Origin of the sequence: Flavobacterium sp. (genome assembly GCF_965262375.1) — a bacterium.
Taxonomy (GTDB): domain Bacteria; phylum Bacteroidota; class Bacteroidia; order Flavobacteriales; family Flavobacteriaceae; genus Flavobacterium.
Genome location: NZ_OZ253527.1, coordinates 2,535,427 through 2,553,346, shown reverse-complemented (window position 1 = coordinate 2,553,346; position 17,920 = coordinate 2,535,427). Strand labels below are relative to the sequence as shown.

The window sequence follows — 17,920 nt, the reverse complement described above, 5'->3', positions numbered from 1 at the left end:
TATGAAAAAATCTATCAATTGTGATATTTTATAATTTGTTTTTTTCTTCAATCCATTTTGACATAAATTTTTGACTTGCAAACTGATTCTGATACAGTAAATTACCTATAAAATTATTTTTTCTATGTATGAGTAAATTCTGGCTCAATAAGCTAATTTTCTTTGAAAAATCGAGTGAGTAGAGTGATTTCTCAAATTTATGCTTTAATATTTCGAAACCTATTTTTTGGCATTGTTCCCAAAGAGTTTTGTTTGTATAAATTTCAATAGCATTAGTAACAAATTCATTCATTTGGTTTGTTACGCTTCCATTCCAGTGCGTGGTTGCTATTCCTTCTTGACCATTTGCGGTAGTCACTGAAGGGGTGCCTACAACCATAGCTTCTAATAATTTGCCTTTTATACCTGCCCCAAAACGCAAAGGTGCCAGCAAAACTTTTGCATTTTCTATGACTTCATAGGCGTCTTTTGCGCGTCCTTTAATCAAAAATCCTTCATTTTCATTATGCAGTTGAAACACTTTTGCAGACGGATAGGCGCCATAAATATGCAATTCAGTGTCAGGTAGCTGTTTTTTTATCGATTTCCATAGGTTTTTTAATTGCAATACAGCATCATAATTGGGATCATGAATAAAGTTTCCAATAAAAACAAAATCTTTTCTATCATCATAAGGGATTACATCATTTTTTGCTTCATAAAAAAGCGGTAAATAGCACAATAATTTTGAATCAATTTTAAAAAAATCAGTCAAAACAGTCATTTCAAAATCAGAAATCATTAAAGTTAAATCGCATCTATAGATACTTGCTATTTCTCTAAAGGATGAAGGTTCGTTGAGTAAATCAGCCATTTGGAAATCCTCTGATTTTTTTACTGCCTTTTGGCGTGCATATCGCAAGCAATGTAAATCCTCGGTATCAAGAATTCGGATAGCATTAGGGCAAGATTCAGCTACGCGCCAGCCAAATTGTTCCTCTGCTATGAAGCGATCAAAAACAACGATATTAGGGTTAGCTTGTTTTATATAGTCATCAAAACTAGAATTATTTAATTCAATTGCAATTGTTTCTACATCAATTGAGGCTAAATCGAAAGTGAAGTCTGATTTTTGTGCACTTGAAGCGAATAGTACTTTATAATTTTGAGCTTGAAACAAATGGATCAATTGAATAATTCGTGTACCCGCTGCTGAAGAATTAGGTTCAGGAAATACTAAACCGATAAATAAAACTGTTTTCAAGGTTTTTTTTACAAATTAAAAATATTTATTTTAAAGACTTTATAAATCTTTTTAATTTTATTTGAACTTTCTTATTTTATAGTAAGAAATAACTTTAACTGTCTGTTAACAGCAACTTTTAATATATAAAAATATATTTGCTTATTGTAAATACCATATAATGATTGCCTATTATAAAAAAATACTCTTCTTATTTATGACATCGTCATCATTTATCACTGTATCTTGTGGTGATATGTTGCATTCTTCAAGTGATGCAGCCTATTTTGGTGGCGAGATTATCAACCCTAATTCGAAATTTGTTTATCTCTGTAAAGGTGAAAAAATTATTGATACTATTGAATTAGATAATAACAATCGTTTTTTGCAAAAATATGATACCTTAACTCCTGGTATGTACACTTTTCGTCATGAACCGGAATATCAATATGTGTATTTTGATAAAGGTGATAGTTTAATGATTCGTTTGAACACTTACGAATTTGATAATTCTCTAACTTTTTGTGGTAGAGGAGATGAAAAAAACAATTTCTTAATTGAGTTATTTTTAAAGAATGAAGCGGAAAAAAATGAAAATTTTGACATTTACGATTACGATTTGAAAAAATTTGAAACAAAAATTGATTCAGAATTTAAAAATAAAAAAAGCTTTTATGACAAAAAAAGAAATCAAATAGATTGGGATGATGATTTTGATGTCTATGCTAAATCCATGTTAGATTTTCCTTATTTTGCAAAAAAGGAGTTATACCCTATGGTACATCAATTCAGAACGAATAAAGATGTTTGTAAAATTTTACCTAAAGATTATTATGATTTTAGAAAGCAAATTGATTTTAATAATGAAAAACTAACTCATTTTGCACCTTTTGTTGGATATTTAACCTCTATGCTCAATAATATTACATGTAAAAGTAAAGAAGATGCTTTGATTGTTAAAAATAATATTGACAAACTTAAAGTAACTGATTCTATTTTTTCAAATAGAGATATAAAAAACACAGTACTGCACAATGTCGCTTTTATGTATCTTTTAGAAGATCAAAATACTGAAAACAATAAAGCTTTTTTAACAGAATATTATAAATTATCAACTGATAAGGAAAGCAAAGAAAAAATACGATCTATAGCTAATTCGATACAAAAATTAGCAAAGAGTAGCACACTTCCTGATGTTGACCTGGAAAAAATAGATGGAACAAAAATTAAAAAAATACCTACAAATAAGCAAAAAACAGTCGTATTTTTTTGGAGTTCAGAAGCCAAATCACATTTAGAGCTCGCTCATAAAAGAGTGAAAGATTTGAAGAAAAGACATCCCGATTTAAATTTTGTCGCTGTTAATATTGATTCTTGTCCTAATGATTGGAAAACGACTATGAGTCATTATAATTTCAATATTCCAGAATTGCACGCCACCAATTTTGAACAAATTAAAAAAGAGTGGGTGATTACTAAAATCCACAGGTGTATGTTGTTAAATGCAGATGGTACTGTAAGAAATGCATTTATAAACCTTTTTAATGGGAATTTTGAAGATTACTTAGACTAAATCTGATAGTTCTACTAAAAGCTAATAAATTTTATTGTTTTAAATAAAAAGAAAAATGAGATTGTACGCTAAATACAATCTCATTTTGTTAGATCATTTGTGTAACTTCTTTTTTCAAATAAGCTAAAGCCACATCGGTAGGCGATTCCTGTGCGCTTAATTGTACCAAAATAGCTTCTCTTAAAGCCTCCGCATTTTTTACATCTTCGCGTAAGGCATTTTTACGAATGTTTTGAATAATAGTGTTTTTTGCCGTAGTAATTACTTTCCAACAATCATCAGAAAGATAGATTTGTTGGGTGATATTATGTTCTAATTCTTGTTCGATATGCTCTACTAAAAAAACTTCATAAAGCTTTTTGTCTTCACTCATCGGTGCCACGCGCAAAACCAATTTGTTAGGATTAATACGTTCTAAAAATAAAGCCATGCGTTCGTAAGCTTGCAATTTTAGAGGTAAAGCCTCTTTTTGATTTTCTTTTTGCAACACCCAATTGCGAGTATGTTGTTGGTCTTTAAAGTATGCAGTAAATAAATAATAAGCTACACCACCCGTAATTAAAGAAGGTAGGGTATACGCAGCAATTTCAAATAATTTTGTTGTATCCATTCTATTAGTTCAAAGTTCAAAGTTTAAGGTTTAAAAGTTTAAAGTTAATGAATCATAACTTGAAACATTGAACTTGAAACTTGAAACAAAAAGTTGAATACAAATAAACTCAAAAAAATAATTGTAATCCAATTTTTGGTGGCGTAATTTTGGCTTTTTGTTTTTGACTATGATTCAGGATATAATTGCTAAGTTAAATGATGCGCAACGTGCGCCTGTACTTCAGAAAGATGGAGCGATGATTGTTATTGCAGGTGCGGGTTCTGGAAAAACACGTGTACTGACGGTTCGTATTGCTAATTTAATGCACCAAGGTGTGGATGCGTTTAATATTTTAGCCTTAACCTTTACCAATAAAGCAGCACGTGAAATGAAAGTGCGTATTGCGGATATTGTGGGGAATAATGAAGCTAAAAACCTTTGGATGGGAACCTTTCACTCTATTTTTGCTAAAATTTTACGTATCGAATCGGAAAAATTAGGGTATCCTTCTAATTTTACAATTTATGACTCGCAAGATTCCGCACGTTTGATAGGTCAAATTATCAAAGAAATGCAATTGGATAAGGATATTTATAAACCCAAACAGGTTTTAAGTCGGATTTCACAGTACAAAAATAGTTTGATTACAGTAAAAGCGTATTTCAATAATCCTGAATTGCAAGAGGCTGATGCTATGAGTAAAAAGCCTCGTATTGGAGAAATTTATCAAAATTATGTAGAACGTTGTTTCAAAAGTGGGGCTATGGATTTTGACGATTTATTGTTAAAAACCAATGAACTTCTAACGCGTTTTCCCGATGTTTTGATGAAATATCAAGACCGTTTTCGTTATATTTTGGTTGATGAGTATCAAGATACCAACCATTCGCAATACTTGATTGTGCGTGCGTTATCGGATAGATTTCAGAATATATGTGTGGTGGGTGATGATGCGCAAAGTATTTATGCTTTCCGTGGTGCCAACATTAATAATATTTTGAATTTCCAAAAAGATTACGATAACGTACAAATGTATCGTTTGGAACAGAACTATCGTTCGTCTAAAAATATTGTAGAAGCGGCTAACAACGTTATTGACAACAACAAAACCAAACTTGAAAAAGTGGTTTGGACAGCTAATGAGGATGGCCCAAAAATTCGTGTGCATCGTAGTTTGACAGATGGAGAAGAAGGACGTTTTGTAGCCTCAACCATTTTTGAAACGAAGATGCAAAAGCAAATGAAAAACGGAGATTTTGCTATTTTGTATCGTACCAATGCGCAATCGCGCGCCATGGAGGATGCTTTGCGTAAACGTGATATTCCGTATCGTATTTATGGCGGTTTATCTTTTTATCAGCGCAAGGAAATTAAAGATGTCTTGGCGTATTTACGATTGGTTATAAATCCGAAAGATGAAGAAGCTTTAGTGCGTGTGATTAATTATCCAGCACGAGGCATAGGGGATACTACTGTGGAAAAACTAACCGTTGCGGCTAATTATTACAAACGTTCCATTTTTGAAGTGATGGAACATGTAGATAAGATTGATTTAAAACTGAATTCTGGTACTAAACAGCGTATTAATGATTTTGTAACATTGATAAAGAGTTTTCAAGTCATTAATGAAAATCAAGATGCTTTTTATTTGACTGACCATGTGACCAAAAAAACGGGTTTAGTTCAAGAATTGAAAAAAGATGGTACTCCTGAAGGTATTGCTAAAATTGAAAATATTGAAGAATTACTCAATGGTATCAAGGATTTTACCGAAGGTCAACAGGAAGTAGATGGGGCTCGTGGTTCTTTATCTGAATTTTTAGAAGACGTAGCTCTTGCCACTGACTTAGATAATGATACTGGAGATGATGACCGTGTAGCATTGATGACCATTCATTTGGCTAAAGGATTAGAGTTTCCAACCGTTTTTATCGTGGGAATGGAAGAAGATTTGTTTCCAAGTGCTATGAGTTTGAATACACGTAGCGAACTCGAAGAAGAACGACGTTTGTTTTATGTGGCATTAACCAGAGCAGAGCATCAGGCGTATTTAACCTATGCCCAATCGCGTTACCGCTGGGGGAAATTGGTAGATGGTGAACCTTCTCGTTTTATTGAAGAAATAGGCGATAACTTTTTAGAGTTTTTAACACCGGTAGAAACTAATTATAAATACAAACCGACTATCAATGCTGATATTTTCGGGGATGTAGATAAATCTAAACTACGTTTGTCAAAACCTGTGGCTGGTACACCGCCCAAATATATTACCGAGCAAGACCCCAAGCCGGAAGCAAATATACGTCGTTTGAAACCCATGACTACCTCAAGTGTTACTTTTAGTAGTGGTGTTGAAACCAAAGTAAACGTGGGTGATGTTGTGATGCATGAACGTTTTGGTAAGGGAGAAGTTCTTAATTTAGAAGGCGCTGGAGCCGATAGAAAAGCTGAAATCCGTTTTGATGTAGGAGGAATCAAAAAACTGTTGTTACGATTTGCAAAGTTGAACGTGATTGGATAATTTTTAATAGTCCTAAATAGAGGGTTTGTGTATTTTCTTGTTAAAAATGGCATAAAATTTGTTGATATTTTAAAGTATTAACAAATTTTAACCAAACTTTTATGATTTCAAACCAAATTTTAGCTAAATCGAATTGGTTTACAAAACTTTCTATTAGTTTTTTATCTATTGTAGGTATTGTAAATGTGATTCTGTTCATCGTAATGCCGTTGTTGCCCTTCACTTGGTCTAAGTTTATTCTACCTTTTGGACTTATAGCCATTGCTGTGGCTATACTTTTTTCTATTGGATTTTCCATCTATTGGCATTTAAAGGAAAAAAGAGGGAGCTTCAATTCTGAACAAAGACATATTTTTTTAACCTCACTTTTACGTTTTTGGTTGGCGTTACATATTTCAATCTTTGGATTTGAAAAATTAATGGGAATCAATTTTGCGCCTTCTTTTAGTGCAAGTGATACGCCTGCGGGGCTGTTAAGTGGTCAACAATTAACATGGATTTATTACAGTTATTCTTTCGGTATTTCGGTAGTTATTGCTTTTTTCCAGATTGTAGGTAGTTATTTATTGCTTTATCGAAAAACTATTTTAATTGGTATTTCTATGTTGTTACCGGTTATGTTTAATATTCTTTTGATTAATATTTTTTATGGAATAGGTCCAATTACCACTTTTACGGCTTTAACTATGGTTTTAGGGTTGTCGTATTTGTTATTTCAAAGGAAAGACGAGATTATAAGTTTATTTAAAAATTTTAATACGGATTTAGCCTCTGTTGGTACAAAAAGTTTTAGAAATGTAGCTAGAATTATATGTTTGATTCTCCCGATAGTATTTCTGACGCAATATAAAAATAAGGTCTACGCTTCTTCAAAATATTTTGGCAAGTGGAAAGTTGAAAAGTTGCAACGAAACGGGAAAAATATTGATACTAATGCTTGGCAAAAAGATACATTAGCTTGGAAAACTATCTATTTTGAAGAAAGAGGTAATTTATTATTTACGGCTAATCCATGGAAATATGATGATGATGTTTCTATTTATATGAAGTATGATTATGATAAAAATACGGATGCTTTGCGCGTTATTTCGTATGAAAAAAATCTTGAAACGCCAGATACTATTCCCGTAAATATTCGTAAATTTAAAAATGATTCTATGGAATGGAATATGGTGTTTTATAAGGATACGCTACAAATGCATTTAAAAAAAGTTCAATAATTATATGTCGTACAACGAAACTTTAGCCATCACTATAGAAAAACGGCTCTTAGAGCAAGGGATTGTTTTTGAATCCAAAAAAATGTTTGGTGGCTATGGTTGTATGATTAACGATAAAATGTGTGTTGGAATTGTTGATGACCAACTCATGCTTCGAGTACTAGAGGAACATTATGAAGGCTTATTGCAAGAAAACGGCGTTAGTCCTATGAATTTTACAGGCAAAATCATGAAAGGCTTTTTATTTATTGACCCAGAAGTGTTTCAAACCCATACTCAATTGGATAGATGGTTGCAATATGGATTAGAATTTGCCGAAAAAGGTGTTGTGAAAAGTAAGAAAAAGAAGTAACTTTAGTGAAAAGTAAAAAGTAAAAAGTGATAAGTAATTAGTTTTTTTTCTAAATTCTTATTTCTAATTTCTAAATTTAAAAGAATGGCGCAATTCATCAAAATTTACCCCGAAAACCCCAACGAAAAAGAAATAGCTAAAGTAGTAAAAGCTTTAAAAGATGGCGGATTAATTATTTATCCAACGGATACCGTATATGGATTAGGTTGTGATATTACTAATACCAAAGCCTTAGAACGTATTGCGAAGATTAAAGGAGTGAAGTTAGAAAAAGCTAATTTTTCATTTGTATGTAGCGATTTAAGTCATATTTCGGATTACATCAAGCAAATTGATACCTCTACTTTTAAAATTCTTAAAAGAGCCTTGCCTGGGCCTTATACTTTTATTTTGCCTGGAAATAATAATTTGCCTAAAGAATTCAAAAAAAGAACCACCGTAGGAATTCGTGTTCCCGATAATGTAATAGCCATAGAAATTGTAAAACGTCTTGGAAATCCCATTGTTTCCACCTCCATTCATGATGATGATGAAATTTTAGAATATTCCACCGATCCAGAATTAATTTTTGAGAAATGGCAGAATATAGTCGATGTGGTTATTGATGGAGGCTATGGTGATAATCATGCTTCCACAATTATTGATTTATCAGGGGATGAGCCAGAAGTAATCAGAGAAGGGAAGGGGAGTTTGGATGTTTTGTAAAGTTTATTTTTAAAGGAAAATAAATCATTGGTTATTTTATTATCCTAAAGGTCAAATTAATTCTACCACCCACTGGTTTCTGTGTTTTTGGGATTTGGTGTTTCCAAAAGTGTTGGGTGGTACCTTTCATAACGAGTAGGCTTCCATGAGCCAGTGTAATGTTTTGTTTGGCTGATTCAATGGTATTGTGTTTGAGTTGAAAGCTTCTTTCTGCACCAAAAGTAAGTGACGCTATAATTGGATTACGTCCCAATTCCTTCTCATTATCGGCATGCCACCCCATACTGTCTTGACCATTGCGATAGTAGTTGAGCAGAACGGTTGTAAAAATTTCTTGGCATTCTTTTTCAACTTCCTCTTTTATATACATTAATAACGGATTCCAATCATGAAGTTGCATCACAATATTGGAATACCCATACGGTTTGCCTTCATTGCCATATAGGGCTGTTAAACGCGGTTGCAAATACTCTTTTCCAAAAACGGTTAAAGTGTCTTGTTGCCAAATGATATCGGTTTTTAATTTTTCAAAGAGTTCTTGGGCTTTTTCAAATGAAAAAAATGCCGGAATATATTCTATTTCGGCATCAGGTAATATATTCTCAGGGAATAACATTATTTCTTAGACCAATTGAGATTCATAATCACTATGGCTAAGATAATCAAAATTATTCCAATCCATTGTGTGACAACAACAGTTTCATTCAAAATCATAAAGGCCATCATCACGGAAACGGGTAATTCTAATGAAGATACAATACTTCCTAAACCAATACCTGTATGAGGAAATCCTGCATTCATCAAGATAGGAGGAATGATAGTACCGAATAAGGCTAATACGATGCCCCATTTGGTGAAAATACCTAAGTTAAACGGGGTAACTTGTGTCGCGATTGAAAATCCAAATACAATTACAGCGCCTCCTAACAACATATACAAACTGCGTTGCGCTGATGAAATACCCAAAGCAATTCTATTAGCGGTGAACATGGTGGTCGTGAATGAAGCAGCTGCTAACATGCCCCATAAAATTCCTCTCCAGTCTAAAGCTAAAGATTTATTAAATAGATTGGTGGCTAAGGCTGTTCCTACTAACACGATTCCTACCGATACGATTTTTTGTACAGATGGCGCTTTTTTGTCTAAAAACCACTCAAGTAAAACACCCATCCAAACCGTTTGCATTAATAAAACGATACCAATAGAAACAGGAATGTATTTTACCGCTAAATAATAAAAAACACTGGTCATACCTAACGAAGTTCCCGCAAGCATCAAATGCATGATGTTGGTTGGGGTAGCTTTGATTACCTCTTCTTTTTTCTTTAATTTTTGGAAAGCATTTATCAATAACATTCCTAAAATTCCATAAATAAATTGCGAGGAAGTAACCTCGGCTGTGGTGTAATTTTCTTTGTAGGCTAATTTTACAAAAGTGGCTAACATACCATAACTTGTAGCACCTAATCCTACTAAAAATACTCCCTTTAAAATACTATTCTTCAACATTCTTTCAAAATTAAAAAGCCGGCAAAGATACTACATAGTTATGAGTTTATAGTTATGAGTTAATAGTTTTTTAAAAAATACTTGATAATTGCTTGTTGGTAATACCAATTTTACTCGCGTCAAAATTCATTTTTTGCTGTAAAAGTGTGGCATAAACACTTCTAAAATCAATTTCAAATTTCAAATCACCGTTGTCTAAATTGGTCAAATCAGGATTTTTGCCTAGTACGTTGCCTTTGTTATTTCCGCCAATGATGAACATAGGGCCTGCCGTACCATGGTCGGTACCGTTGCCGTTGTCTTTCACGCGTCTTCCAAATTCGGTAAAAACTACCAATGTCACGTTTTGCAATAGTTTAGCGTTTTTCAAATCGGTGTAAAAACTAAAAACAGCATCATTTAACTCGGTTAATTTATTTTTATGAATGGCCAATTGGTTGTCATGCGTATCAAATCCGCCCAAAGAAGTATAATAGACTTTCGAATTCAAATTGCCTTTGATTAAGCGGGCAATCCATTCAAGATTTTTACCCAACCCCGTTTTAGGATACGAATTTTCAGAGGTCGATTTTGCTAAAGCATTTTGAATTTCTTCAGCACCTTCCGTCACCGAATTGGCTATTTTTCTAACAAAATCCAATTGAGGATTATTGGATAAAGTGACACTTTCTTCATTGTTTTCTTTAGCTTTAAAACGGATCGGGTCTTTTACAGTTATGGCATTGGGTTCGTTGCCTTTTAACGCTAAATTGTCTATACTGTCTAGATTTATTCCAGCCGTTGGCGTGTGTTCGTGGCATTGTAAATCCAAATACCTGCCCAACCAGCCTTCATTTACGTATTGATTCGATGCTGAAGCGGTTTGCCAAATTTCTTGACTACGAAAATGCGAACGATTCGGTTCGGGATAGCCTACATTTTGAAGCACGGTCAAATCACCATTTTGTTGTATTTGGGCAAAACTTTTTAAAGCGGGATGAAATGCCATGCCTTTGTTTTTGCCTATTACCTCGTCTTTTGAAAGCGCAATTTTTGGTCGGTTATAATAATAATTAGGGTCGTCAAATGGGACAAAAGTATTCAAACCATCATTGCCACCATTCAATTGAATAAAAACCAAACACTGTTCACCCACTACCAAATTTGATTGATGTTGTGAACCAAAAGCATATAGAAAATCAGGTAAAAGAAGCATACCTCCTGTGAAAGTACCTGTGAGCGATAAAAAATTTCTTCTGTTCATTTTTTTAAAATGTTTAAAAGTTTATATGTTTAAAGTTTAAAAGTTTGTGAAATATTTCTGGTTTGTAGTTAAATTTCAGTATTCATGGAACAATTAACTAAAAACAATAAACCATTAACTATATGAGTTGAAATTCGGGTGTTTTGGTAATAGCGTTAAATAAACGTAAAACAGCTTGATTGGCATTTTGAGCTTCTGGATTGAAATCGTACTTCAAAACGGCTTCAAAATCTTTTTGATTGTTTTCATCTACCATAAATAAAAACCGGTCTGTGATGTGCTGAATGATTTCTTTATTTGTAACCCCTTTCCAATTAAATTTTGGGACAAAAGTTAGGTTCATTGCCTCATTCTCCTTGTCTTTACTTACCGATCGTCGGTTAAAAGTTTTTCCTTGTAGAACTAAATCGCAAACATTTTGACGTTGCAAATAAATTTGTGAGGTAAGCCATGTTTTACCACCTTCCCAACCTTTTACATTGGGTTGATTGAATAAATCCATGCCTTGTTCTTTCAAGAAAAAAACAATGGCTTTTTTGTTTTTTACATCGATTTGCAAGGCGTCAACCAATTGCAAAATGAATTCCAAAGGGTTTTTAATCTTTGAACCAGCATTTTCTTTTGCAAATTCTTCGGTAATGATTTTGGTTAAAAGCGGTTGTATTTCAAAATTTACTTTCTTGAAAAAGTCTCCGTAATATTTTATCAATGCTTCTTTGGGGGCATCATAAATAAACCATTGTAAGATTTTTTTGGTGATTAAATACGGAATGTTTTTTTGTTCGAAAATGATATCAACCAAATCATCTGCTTTGAATTTACCTGTTTTGCCCAGATAAGTAATTGTATCGTTATCTTCAAAATTACGACGATACATCGCTTCTTTTTCTCCAATACCTAATCCAGCCAAGGCTTTTGCGCCGTTTTTTATATCTTCTTCGGTATAATTGCCAATGCCTAAAGTGAAAAGTTCTAATAACTCCCGACTCAAATTTTCATTGATTTTCCCTTTTTTGTTATCAACATTGTCTAAATAACGAACCATGGCATTGCTTTTAAGTACTTTTTTGGTCAAATCTTTAAAATTGCCAAAAGCATTTTCGCGTAGGAGTTGGTTGTAATCAAAAATCCAATGATTGACTTTTACTTTTTGGAAGGTAGCCACAAAATGGTTGTGCCAAAAGCAAGTCATTTTTTCACGCAAAGGATATTTTTCGGTCATCATTTTGTCAATCCACCAGGCTTTCATTTCGTTTGAAATCTTGGCTTCTTGAACTACCATTTCTTTTACTTGTTCTGGACTTGAAGCTTTTAAATTTTTTCTTCTTTCTCGTAATTCCTTGATATTTTTAGGGCTATTTGCTAAAAACTCGGGTTCAATTGTCTTGGAATTCGTTTCAAAGGAATGTTTTAAAAACAAATCCAATCCCAACGACTCAATTGCTGAACTTTGTTGATTAGAAAAACCTAAACGTAAGGACCAAAGCGATGATTTTTGCATAAAACTTAGATTTTATACTTGGACTAATTTTTATTGAAAAGGTTTAAAAGTTGGTTTGATAAAGTTTAAATTTACGATTTCAAAATAGAACCATACGATGAGGAATTTCTTTACAGGAAGAACTGAACATGTCATTAAATATTTAGGAACGATAATGAGTGGTGTATACGCACTCTTTTTTGGATTATTGTTACTGTTTCTAGATTATAAACTCGGCAATAGAATATTTTTTGGTAGTGCATCATTAGAAATTTATCAACGCTTGATTCCTGTGGTTAATGTCTTGGTTTCCATTGTGATTGGAATTTCTCTAACCACTTTTTCGGTAATTTTTGTGGTGATGCAATTAGCCTCTTCGCAATTTTCACCGCGTATTTTGCGTCATTTTTTAGCCAATGATTTACGAGTACAACATTTTATTGCCTTGTTTGTGGGAACGGTGGCTCTGTGTATTTTACCGCAATTGGCTTCGGTAGTGTATCCTAATCAACCCTTTTTAGTGACATTGGTCATTGGAACGTTTTTGGCATTGCGCGCTTTGGTTTGGTCTTATCCGTCAATGATTACGTACTTGAGTGTAAATATGAATATTTCAAGTATAACCAATCAAATTAAAAAAGAAATGGTGCAAGAAATTCATGGATTGTATCGTGAAGTTTGGCAAAAAGGAGGGGAGCTACTTTATAAAAGACAGCAAGCAACGTCAACGGCTAAAGTTTTTTCTATTGTGAGTCCTTTTGAGTCAGGGTATTTAGAAAGCGTGAATTATGTGAAATTAGAGCAACTGCTTGAAGTTATTTTTAAAAAATATGGTGTGCATGCGGTTTATCAAAAACCTGTGGTAGGGGAGTATATTATGAAAGAAACTTCTGTACTATTAATGGTAGAGGCTGTTGCTTTTTCTGAAGATTTGAAAAAAGAATTGGAACGCCTTGTGGAAGTGACTTTTCTAGTTAATGTGTTTAGAAGTCATACTCAAGATATAAATTTTGGGGTACGAAAATTGGTTGATATTGCCATCAAAGCTATTTCTCCAGCCGTTAATGACCCCACAACGTGTTTGAATTGTATTGACCAAATTGGGGAGATTTTAAAACATTTATCCGACCGTCAATTTCCGTCCTCAGAAGCGAGACATTTGATGCATAAAAATATTCATATCAATGAATTTAACTATGATGAGTTTGTCGATTTTTGTTTTGACCAAATTTTTCAATGGGGCAAAAATGACCCAACAGTTATAAAAAGAATCCTCCGTACTTTACGCTTGATTGTACCTACGGTAGAAAACCCATTTCATTTGAAGGTTCTTCTCCAAGAAGTAGAAGATATGGATTTGTTATCCATTTATAACTTTGAGAATAAAGAAGGTAATTTTTCTAAAGAAAAAATTCTGACTATCAGGAAAGAATTAAAAGGTTTCCAGTTAAAGGCTTTATCTCAAATTGCGCATTTAAAAGAAAAAGGAATACTACATTATTATATTCAGGAACATCTGTGTTGCAACAATGAGATTACGCTTGTACAAAAAGAAACACTCGATTTTCTAGCTATGTATAATATAAATGAAGCGTTTTAAACATCTGCAAATACTTATCAGAAATAAATTACATTGAACTACTTTTTTTGCACAGTTAGATAGCCATAAGCATAATTATTTTAATTTTATACGGAAATAGAATTTAACCACAAGTACCTTTTTTAGATGAATCCAGAAGTGAATCAAATTGAAACTCTATTGACAGAAGCACATACTATTCGTGTCAATAATTTGGTGAAGAGTATTGTGATTGCTGAAAAAGCATTGGGGCTTGCTGAGGAAATTCAAAACTTACCACTCACAGCAAAGGCTTTTAGTCAGTTAGCCTTATATAATATGGTTATAGGCGAAATGGATAAAGCGACAGCTTATTCGCAACAAGCCATTTCAATTTTTGAAACGTTACAAGACGAACGTGGCGTGGCTGATGCTAAATATAGTTTAGCAGGGGTATATTATAAAACGAATCAGTATCATTTAGGTTTGATGAATTTTAGTGATGCACTAAAAATTTACCAAAAATATGGCGATTATTACAATCAATCCCGAACTGAAAAATCGTTGGGAACCATCTATGAATTTATTGGTGATGTGGCCAGTGCCTTAAATGAATACAAAAAAGCTATTCGGAATGCAAAGAGAGTAGGTGATTTCAACTTAGAATCTAACGTATATAATAATCTTTCAGGGGTTTTAGTAAAAAAAGGCAAATTGTATTTTGCCATGAAATTTATTGAAAAATCCATCGCATTGAAAGAACAAACCAAAGATGTTCGTGGTTTAGCTTATGCGATTTATGGTAAAGCTAAAGTATATCATTACGCAGAAGATGCAGAAAAAGCGGAGCTTTATTATTTTAAAGCCTTAGCTATGCATCAAGACATGGGGGAGAATACGGGGATTGCCATGACTTTGACAAAATTAGCAGAATATTACTACAAGTATAAAGATTTTGAAAAAGCATTGGAGTATGTGCACAAAGGGTTAGATTTGAGTAATGCACTCCAAATTTCGATGTCTTCTATTAAATTAAACAAATTAGCATATACGATTTATAAGGCGCTAGGTGCTCATGATAAAGCCTTGTGTTTTCTGGAAAATCATTTGAAAGAAAAAGATGTAGTAATCAATACGCAAACGTTGAAAGTTATTGAAAGTTATGAGTTGATTACTAAAATGAAATCGTTAGAAAATGAAGCCCATTTGCATAGAGAACGACAAAAATTATTAGAAAAGAAAAATCAAGAAGATTTAGAAACTTATCGTCAAAAACAAGAGTTTCTCTCGGTCATGAGCCATGAAATACGTACTCCTTTGAATGCCATAACTACCTCTATTTCGTTATTAGATGACAAGGTTACGCTTGAGGGTAAACGTATGCTTACTAATTTGAAATTTGCTTCAACAAATCTGATTAATATTGTTAATGATGTATTGGCATTTAATAAATTAGATAGTCACACCGCTAAGTTAGAAAGGACTTCGGTCAATTTGAACTTCTTTTGTCAGAATTCCATTGAACTTTTTGAGCGTTTGGCTAATGAGAAAAAATTAGCATTGAAATATGAAACCAATATCAAAATCACGAATTGTTATTGGATAGACCAAACAAAGTTGTCTCAAATTTTATGTAATTTAATCAGTAATGCGGTCAAATTTACAGATTCGGGGCAAGTGATGTTGCAATTAGAGTTGATAGACCAATTAGCGACTAAAGATATCATTCAGTTTAAAGTTACCGATACGGGTGAAGGAATAAAAGAAACTGATAAAAAGGAAATTTTTAATAGTTTTTCGCAAATTAAGCCCTATTTGACACGAAAGCAAGGGGGGACTGGTTTAGGTTTGGCTATTGTAAAAAAATTAGCCGAATTGCACGAAACGGAAATCCATCTGGAAAGTGAACCCAAAAAAGGTTCCGTATTTTATTTTCAATTGGAATTAGAAAAAGCAGAAGAAATTCACGAAGAAATTTCAGAAAAGAGCCAATTGAAAGGAAAATCGGTTCTTATTGTTGATGATACCAAAATGAATGCGGTGTTATTATCAAAATTATTGAAAAAATGGGAACTGCAGATTGATTATGTTAATAACGGGATGGATGCAGTTAAACTATGCCAAGAAAAGAAGTTTGATTTTATTCTTATGGATATTCACATGCCTATAATGAATGGTTTTGAAACGTCTAAACAAATCAAAGAAACGAAAAACTTGAATGTGCCAACTCCTATTTTAGCGCTAACCGCTGATATTTTAGCAGATACGGATGAAAATTTTGCTAAATATTTTTCGGGTATCATTTATAAACCTTTTGAAATTGAAAAATTGTACAATTTATTACGATTACATGCAGAAATAAACTAAAGATAGGGAAATATTTTATAGACAAATTATTGTTGAGTGAGACTTTTTTTTATTCCAATTTATTTTGTTTAATAATTATTTTAAGAAAGAAATCGTATTAAAACAATTATCTTTGAATCCCTAAAATCAAATTTCTACCACGCATGAAGGCTTCTTTGTTATACAGTACTTTACGAAAAAAATTCCCTTTTCAACCCACTGTAAAGCAAGATGTTTTTTTTGGAAAAATAGCCGAATTCATTGAAAGTCCTAATAAAAACGAAATTTTTGTTTTAAAAGGCTATGCAGGTACAGGAAAAACAACCCTTATTTCAACTATAGTCGAAAACTTAGCTGTGGTAAATAAAAAGTATGTATTGTTGGCCCCAACGGGACGTGCAGCTAAAGTGATTGCCAATTATGCTAACAAAACTGCTTTTACCATTCATAAAAAAATTTATTATCCCAAAAAAGGGAGTGGTGGTGGAGTGAGTTTCACCATGCAAACAAACAAACACACCAATACGATTTTTATAGTGGATGAATCCTCCATGATTTCTGATGTGGACTCTGATTCAAAAATGTACGAAAACGGTTCTTTGCTTGATGATTTAATTTCGTATGTATATTCTGGGCAAAATTGCAAAATGCTCTTGATAGGTGATACTGCGCAGTTGCCGCCTGTCAATCTAGATATATCTCCTGCGCTTAATTTAGATACTTTAAGTTTAAATTATGATAAAGAGGTGTATGCTATTGAGCTTGATGAAGTTATGCGTCAAGAAGAAAATTCAGGAATACTCTATAATGCGACCGAATTGCGTGAACTATTGAAAGATAGTTTTATGACTGAATTTCAGTTTAAATTAAAAGGATTTAAAGATATTATTCGTTTAACCGATGGATACGACATTCAAGATGCCATCAATCAGGCGTACAGTAATTACAGCATTGAAGATACTACTTTCATTGTACGTTCTAACAAAAGAGCTAATCAATACAATCAACAAATCCGAGCCAAAATTTTGGGAAAAGAAAGTGAACTCTCTGCTGGAGATTTGCTAATGGTAGTTAAAAATAATTATTTTTGGCTTAAAGATTCGGATGAAGCCGGTTTTATTGCCAATGGAGATATTATTGAGGTTTTAGAAATTCGTTCTATCAAAGAGTTATATGGATTTAAATTTGCCGTGGTAAAGATTCGCATGGTCGATTATCCTAATCAAAAAGCATTTGATACGATATTACTTTTGGATACTGTGATGAGTGAATCCCCTTCGTTAACCTATGAAGAGTCTAATCGTTTGTATCAGGAAGTAATGAAAGATTACGAAAACGAAACCGCGCAATATAAAAAGTACCTTAAAATTAAAAACAACGAATATTTCAATGCCTTGCAAGTAAAGTTTTCGTATGCCATCACCTGTCATAAATCGCAAGGTGGTCAATGGAATACGGTATTTATAGAACAACCGTATTTGCCTGATGGTATTGATAGAGATTATGTGCGATGGTTGTACACCGCCGTAACTCGTGCGAAAAATAAATTATATTTGATAGGTTTTAAAGATGAGTTTTTTTATTAATAGTTAAATAAAA

14 protein-coding genes are annotated in these 17,920 nt (G+C 32.9%); 8 read left to right on the top strand and 6 right to left on the bottom strand.

What is annotated here, in order from left to right; translation table 11 throughout:
* Positions 1–28 precede the first annotated feature (28 nt).
* A complete protein-coding gene (locus ACQY29_RS11685) occupies positions 29–1,243 on the bottom strand; it encodes a glycosyltransferase (RefSeq protein ID WP_428225359.1) in 1,215 nt (404 codons plus the stop codon).
* A gap of 196 nt (positions 1,244–1,439) precedes the next feature.
* Here ACQY29_RS11685 and ACQY29_RS11680 point away from each other — a divergent pair, with 196 nt between their 5' ends.
* Positions 1,440–2,795: a thioredoxin-like domain-containing protein gene (locus tag ACQY29_RS11680; RefSeq protein ID WP_428225358.1), complete on the top strand. Its 1,356-nt coding sequence runs from the start codon at positions 1,440–1,442 to the stop codon at positions 2,793–2,795.
* An 88-nt stretch (positions 2,796–2,883) separates the two neighbouring features.
* Here the strand turns inward: ACQY29_RS11680 and ACQY29_RS11675 are convergent, their stop codons facing one another.
* On the bottom strand, positions 2,884–3,405 hold the full coding sequence (locus tag ACQY29_RS11675) for a hypothetical protein (protein ID WP_428225356.1): 522 nt from the start codon (positions 3,403–3,405) through the stop codon (positions 2,884–2,886).
* A gap of 169 nt (positions 3,406–3,574) precedes the next feature.
* Between ACQY29_RS11675 and ACQY29_RS11670 the strand changes: the two genes are divergently transcribed.
* From ACQY29_RS11670 to ACQY29_RS11655, 4 genes are all read left to right on the top strand, one after another.
* Positions 3,575–5,908 carry an ATP-dependent helicase gene (locus ACQY29_RS11670; RefSeq protein WP_428225355.1) on the top strand — a complete coding sequence of 778 codons (2,334 nt, stop codon included), beginning with the start codon at positions 3,575–3,577 and terminating at the stop codon, positions 5,906–5,908.
* A 101-nt stretch (positions 5,909–6,009) separates the two neighbouring features.
* Positions 6,010–7,128, top strand: a complete 1,119-nt coding sequence (locus ACQY29_RS11665) for a hypothetical protein (RefSeq protein WP_428225354.1) — start codon at positions 6,010–6,012, stop codon at positions 7,126–7,128.
* A 4-nt stretch (positions 7,129–7,132) separates the two neighbouring features.
* Positions 7,133–7,480: a TfoX/Sxy family protein gene (locus ACQY29_RS11660; protein WP_428225353.1), complete on the top strand. Its 348-nt coding sequence runs from the start codon at positions 7,133–7,135 to the stop codon at positions 7,478–7,480.
* A gap of 84 nt (positions 7,481–7,564) precedes the next feature.
* Positions 7,565–8,185 carry an L-threonylcarbamoyladenylate synthase gene (locus ACQY29_RS11655; protein WP_428225352.1) on the top strand — a complete coding sequence of 207 codons (621 nt, stop codon included), beginning with the start codon at positions 7,565–7,567 and terminating at the stop codon, positions 8,183–8,185.
* Positions 8,186–8,216: 31 nt separating this feature from the next.
* On the opposite strand, the gene ACQY29_RS11650 is transcribed toward ACQY29_RS11655, so the two are convergent.
* From ACQY29_RS11650 to ACQY29_RS11635, 4 genes are all read right to left on the bottom strand, one after another.
* Positions 8,217–8,801 carry an alpha-ketoglutarate-dependent dioxygenase AlkB family protein gene (locus ACQY29_RS11650; protein ID WP_428225351.1) on the bottom strand — a complete coding sequence of 195 codons (585 nt, stop codon included), beginning with the start codon at positions 8,799–8,801 and terminating at the stop codon, positions 8,217–8,219.
* A complete protein-coding gene (locus ACQY29_RS11645; RefSeq protein WP_428225350.1) occupies positions 8,801–9,694 on the bottom strand; it encodes an EamA family transporter in 894 nt (297 codons plus the stop codon). The genes ACQY29_RS11650 and ACQY29_RS11645 overlap by 1 nt, the downstream gene beginning before the upstream one ends.
* Positions 9,695–9,764: 70 nt before the next feature.
* Positions 9,765–10,937 (bottom strand): DUF1501 domain-containing protein, encoded by a 1,173-nt coding sequence (locus ACQY29_RS11640; RefSeq protein ID WP_428225349.1) that lies wholly within the window; start codon positions 10,935–10,937, stop codon positions 9,765–9,767.
* Between the two features lie 118 nt (positions 10,938–11,055).
* The gene (locus ACQY29_RS11635; RefSeq protein WP_428225348.1) at positions 11,056–12,438 is read right to left on the bottom strand and encodes a DUF1800 domain-containing protein; all 1,383 of its coding nucleotides are present in this window, start codon (positions 12,436–12,438) and stop codon (positions 11,056–11,058) included.
* 97 nt (positions 12,439–12,535) lie between these two features.
* Here ACQY29_RS11635 and ACQY29_RS11630 point away from each other — a divergent pair, with 97 nt between their 5' ends.
* The 3 genes from ACQY29_RS11630 to ACQY29_RS11620 all read left to right on the top strand — a co-directional run bounded on the left by ACQY29_RS11630 (position 12,536) and on the right by ACQY29_RS11620 (position 17,907).
* On the top strand, positions 12,536–14,017 hold the full coding sequence (locus tag ACQY29_RS11630; protein WP_428225347.1) for a DUF2254 family protein: 1,482 nt from the start codon (positions 12,536–12,538) through the stop codon (positions 14,015–14,017).
* A 126-nt stretch (positions 14,018–14,143) separates the two neighbouring features.
* Positions 14,144–16,342 carry an ATP-binding protein gene (locus tag ACQY29_RS11625; protein WP_428225346.1) on the top strand — a complete coding sequence of 733 codons (2,199 nt, stop codon included), beginning with the start codon at positions 14,144–14,146 and terminating at the stop codon, positions 16,340–16,342.
* 143 nt (positions 16,343–16,485) lie between these two features.
* Entirely contained in the window at positions 16,486–17,907 is a 1,422-nt protein-coding gene (locus ACQY29_RS11620) for an ATP-dependent DNA helicase (protein ID WP_428225345.1), read from the top strand.
* Positions 17,908–17,920: the final 13 nt, after the last annotated feature.

Coding starts and splice junctions, on each gene's coding strand:
- ACQY29_RS11650 (WP_428225351.1), bottom strand. CDS start 8,801: ATGTTATTCCCTGAGAATATATTACCTGATGCCGAAATAGAATATATT.
- ACQY29_RS11660 (WP_428225353.1), top strand. CDS start 7,133: ATGTCGTACAACGAAACTTTAGCCATCACTATAGAAAAACGGCTCTTA.
- ACQY29_RS11645 (WP_428225350.1), bottom strand. CDS start 9,694: ATGTTGAAGAATAGTATTTTAAAGGGAGTATTTTTAGTAGGATTAGGT.
- ACQY29_RS11635 (WP_428225348.1), bottom strand. CDS start 12,438: ATGCAAAAATCATCGCTTTGGTCCTTACGTTTAGGTTTTTCTAATCAA.
- ACQY29_RS11680 (WP_428225358.1), top strand. CDS start 1,440: ATGACATCGTCATCATTTATCACTGTATCTTGTGGTGATATGTTGCAT.
- ACQY29_RS11625 (WP_428225346.1), top strand. CDS start 14,144: ATGAATCCAGAAGTGAATCAAATTGAAACTCTATTGACAGAAGCACAT.
- ACQY29_RS11640 (WP_428225349.1), bottom strand. CDS start 10,937: ATGAACAGAAGAAATTTTTTATCGCTCACAGGTACTTTCACAGGAGGT.
- ACQY29_RS11675 (WP_428225356.1), bottom strand. CDS start 3,405: ATGGATACAACAAAATTATTTGAAATTGCTGCGTATACCCTACCTTCT.
- ACQY29_RS11665 (WP_428225354.1), top strand. CDS start 6,010: ATGATTTCAAACCAAATTTTAGCTAAATCGAATTGGTTTACAAAACTT.
- ACQY29_RS11620 (WP_428225345.1), top strand. CDS start 16,486: ATGAAGGCTTCTTTGTTATACAGTACTTTACGAAAAAAATTCCCTTTT.
- ACQY29_RS11670 (WP_428225355.1), top strand. CDS start 3,575: ATGATTCAGGATATAATTGCTAAGTTAAATGATGCGCAACGTGCGCCT.
- ACQY29_RS11630 (WP_428225347.1), top strand. CDS start 12,536: ATGAGGAATTTCTTTACAGGAAGAACTGAACATGTCATTAAATATTTA.
- ACQY29_RS11655 (WP_428225352.1), top strand. CDS start 7,565: ATGGCGCAATTCATCAAAATTTACCCCGAAAACCCCAACGAAAAAGAA.